This window comes from Mycobacterium sp. TH-M106, assembly GCF_057473765.1.
The window spans coordinates 1-3339 of sequence record NZ_JBYCLE010000215.1 but is presented as its reverse complement, the minus strand read 5'-3'; the positions used below and the strand labels follow the sequence as shown (position 1 = coordinate 3339).

Below are 3339 nucleotides of genomic sequence, written 5' to 3'. Positions count from 1 at the left end.
GTGGACACGTCGTTCTCCATGGTGATGGAGAATCGTTGGCTGCCGATGAAGCGGACGGCACTGGCGTTGAACCACTTGGTTAGCACCCGGTTTCGTTCAGACGCATTGCAGGTCATCGCATTCGGTCGCTATGCGCGCACCGTAACACCTGCTGAGCTGATGGGCTTAGAGGGCGTTTACGAGCAGGGGACCAACCTGCACCACGCGCTGGCGCTCGCCGGTCGGCATCTGCGCCGCCATCCCAACGCCCAACCGGTGGTGCTGGTCGTCACCGACGGTGAGCCGACGGCGCACCTGGAAGACATCGACGGAGATGGATCGACGGTGTTTTTTGACTATCCGCCCCATCCACGGACTATCGCCTATACGGTCAAGGGCTTCGACGACGTCGCCCGCATCGGTGCGCAGGTGACGATCTTCCGGTTGGGTAGCGATCCCGGGCTGGCCCGGTTCATCGACCAGGTGGCGCGCCGAGTGAAGGGTCGGGTGGTGGTGCCCGACGTCGACGGGCTGGGCGCGGCCGTGGTCGGCGATTACCTGCGATCTCGGCGCCGGTAGGCGCCGGTAGAGGCCGGTAGGCGCCGGGAGAGGCCGGTAGACGCCGGGAGGCGCGCCCTCGTCGTCAAGGCACGTCGCGGGTGCGGCCCCCGGGTGAGCCGTACAGGTACGGGTAGCGGACATCAGGGTCACCGGCAGGGCGCAGCTTTCGCGGTGGTGGGGCGGTGCGCCAATCGGCCGGCAGGTGACATCCCGTGTTGTAGGAGTAGTCCAACGGCCGGCCGACACCGAGGTTGACCAAATTGATCACCGCACCGTCGTCGCGGATTTGCGAGTCGTTCGGTGAGCCGAGTGGTCGTGGTGGCTGACCGGGTAACAGGTCCTTTTGGTGAAATCCGGCCGCGGAGAACGCCGGCTCCAGTTCGGTGGTGATCTGCAGCCACTGCTCGGCCGTGGGTGCAGGCCTGCCGGAGAACATCGCGCTTTTTTCCTGTGCCCCGATGGTGCGGTCGAACGGTTCGCCGCAGCCCTTGGATGGGCTCTCCGCGTGCAGCGTTGAGAACTGGGTCCGCGGCGAGTATTTCGCGATTGCGGCCCGGATCGCCCTGTCAAGCTCGGCCAGCTGGTGCTGGACGGGTTCCAGATCGGGACGCTGGTTGACGATCTTTTGCAGCCGGTCCAGTTCATGGCGTCCCGGGTTGGCGTACGGGTTGAACGTGGTCGGTTTGATGCATCCGCTGAGCACCAGCAGCGCAAACGAGATCCCTAGGGTCCGCAGTGTCGGTCTCATGCCGGGTATCTCCAAAAGGGCGGAGATAGTTCAGGTGGACCGGAAATCGGTCCGGGGGCCAGCGCATACGGCCTGACGACTTTGTCGGGCAGCCCGGCCAGCACCACCGCCATGTTGTAGCCACTCATGCGTAACTCGTCGTTGCTGCCCATCTGAGGATACTCGGAGTGGCCATGCGCCTTTTCGTGGAGTTTACCGTCCGGAGCGACCCCGCTGTCGGTGGAAAGCTCGATCATGCCGGGTACGTCGAAAAGACCGGGACCGAAATTGTGTGCGATGGGGATGGTGCCGGCGACCCGGTCGTGGACGCCGATCATGTAGTAGGCGTGTCCGGGCTCGACGCCCAGTTGTGCCGCGTCGGTGATCTCAGCTCCCGGTGAGCCGTACAGGACGACATCATCGACCGGCGCACCCAGTTGCAGCGCCAGGCTGGTGGTGAGCGAACCGTAGGAGTGCCCGAATGCCGTAATATGCTGATCTGCAACGTTTGTGGATGCCGCCAACCCCTTGTAGAAGTGATTCAGTCGTTCGGCGCCGGCGTGCGCGAGATCATCGTGGATCACCTCGTACACATTGTCCGGTGCGTCATAGCCCAGATAAGCCACTGACGCGATCGCATCAGCGCTGGGCCGACCCGCATCATCACGCAGCCAGCTCGCGTTGTCGCGCTGACTTCGGGCTTCGCGAACCATTTTCTCGACGCTGGAGCTCACCCGGGTGTTGAGGCCTCCCACGGTGACTCCGACGCGCTCGGCGTTGTCGACATCACCGATCGCCACGGCGGTCAGCACCTTGCTCGGGTGACTGGTGGTATCGAGCAGGAGCAATTTCACCTCGCTGTCGCGCTCGCCTGCCAGAGTATTCCGCAGCGCAGTCAGGTCGGCGATCTTGCCCGGCTCGGTGTGCCATCCGTTGCGGTCGAGCCAGCCGTTTTCCAGCCGGGCGATCTCGCCGGGGAGCGCGGCCAGGTTGAGTTCACTGCGGATGTCGGCGGGGATGCCGTCGCGGTTGCGGATCGAATCGCCGAACCGCCGTTTGACTTCGCTCTGCTCTGACGGGTTGAGGGAGTCCCACCAGGTGCCGACCTTATCGGGGGTGGCGTCGGGCGGTGGCGGAACGGGCGTCGGGAACGGTCCGGCGCTGATCTCGGCGCGGATCTTGCTCGGTGACACGTCGCCGTCGGCACCGCGGATGGCCGCTGCGAGGTCTTCGTCGGCCCTCTCCGCGTCTTGCAGCAGTTGCCGAATCGCCAGCGAAACCTGCATCTGCGCATCCATGATGCTGCACTGGCGCACCGGCGAAAATGACAGCATATTCGTCGGCAGACTCACCATCGCGCTCTCCCCGTCGATGTGCAGGTGGTAATCGCGGGCCGTCTGGCGGATCCGACGCAACCGCAATTTGATCGCGGCGACCTCCGCGGCCGCCTTTTCCGCGGCGCGCCCCACCGCCTCGCAGGCATCGGCGTGAGCATCGAGATCGAGCATCGCACGACGAGCGGCGGCCCTGGCCGCCGCCGCGGTGTCACCGTCCCAATCCAGGAACACCATGGTCTCCCCGATGGCAGCCGATGCGATGCGGGTGCGGTGTCCGCGGGTGATCGTTGCCTGGAAGACCGTGCTGATCGCGTCAGGATCCCAGCGGTCGAGGTCCGGCAGCGACAAGGTCATTGCGCCAGATCCGCCATATCCGCCCCCTTGTGGCTGTCGCAGCAGCCGACTCGAGCGCAGTGTGGCAAGACGCGGAATCTCGGACAATTCATTCTTCAACAGGCGTGATGTCGCCGCGCCACCAGCGGCAGCGATCTCATCGGCAAAGGCCCAGCAGCGTCAGTCGGTGCTGATCTGCCCGGTTTGGTCAACGGACCTTCCGGCAATGGAGTACAGAGGAGGGTGCGGGCTCGCCCTGAACACAGCCAGGAGGTAGGCCGATGGCCGAAAGCTACACCACCACGGATGCCGGTGCCCCTGCGCCCAGCGACACCGATTCGCTGACCGTGGGACCCGACGGTCCGATCCTGCTTCAGGACCATTACCTGATCGAGCAGATGG

General features: G+C 64.9%; 3 protein-coding genes. 1 reads left to right on the top strand and 2 read right to left on the bottom strand.

From position 1 onward, the window contains the following. Positions 1 to 558, top strand: a 558-nt coding sequence (locus AC2VOP_RS07860) for a VWA domain-containing protein (RefSeq protein WP_486960438.1), incomplete at its 5' end; no start/stop codon positions are given. A 64-nt stretch (positions 559 to 622) separates the two neighbouring features. Here AC2VOP_RS07860 and AC2VOP_RS07855 read toward each other — a convergent pair. Both AC2VOP_RS07855 and AC2VOP_RS07850 read right to left on the bottom strand, forming a co-directional pair. Next, the gene (locus tag AC2VOP_RS07855) at positions 623 to 1288 is read right to left on the bottom strand and encodes an LppA family lipoprotein (protein WP_486960437.1); all 666 of its coding nucleotides are present in this window, start codon (positions 1286 to 1288) and stop codon (positions 623 to 625) included. Then, on the bottom strand, positions 1285 to 2958 hold the full coding sequence (locus AC2VOP_RS07850; RefSeq protein ID WP_486960436.1) for an alpha/beta hydrolase: 1674 nt from the start codon (positions 2956 to 2958) through the stop codon (positions 1285 to 1287). Before AC2VOP_RS07850 ends, AC2VOP_RS07855 begins: the two co-directional genes overlap by 4 nt. Positions 2959 to 3339: the final 381 nt, after the last annotated feature.

What these genes read in the sequence shown, in the direction of transcription:
- AC2VOP_RS07850 (WP_486960436.1), bottom strand. Translation starts at nt 2,958, where the DNA reads ATGACCTTGTCGCTGCCGGACCTCGACCGCTGGGATCCTGACGCGATC.
- AC2VOP_RS07855 (WP_486960437.1), bottom strand. Translation starts at nt 1,288, where the DNA reads ATGAGACCGACACTGCGGACCCTAGGGATCTCGTTTGCGCTGCTGGTG.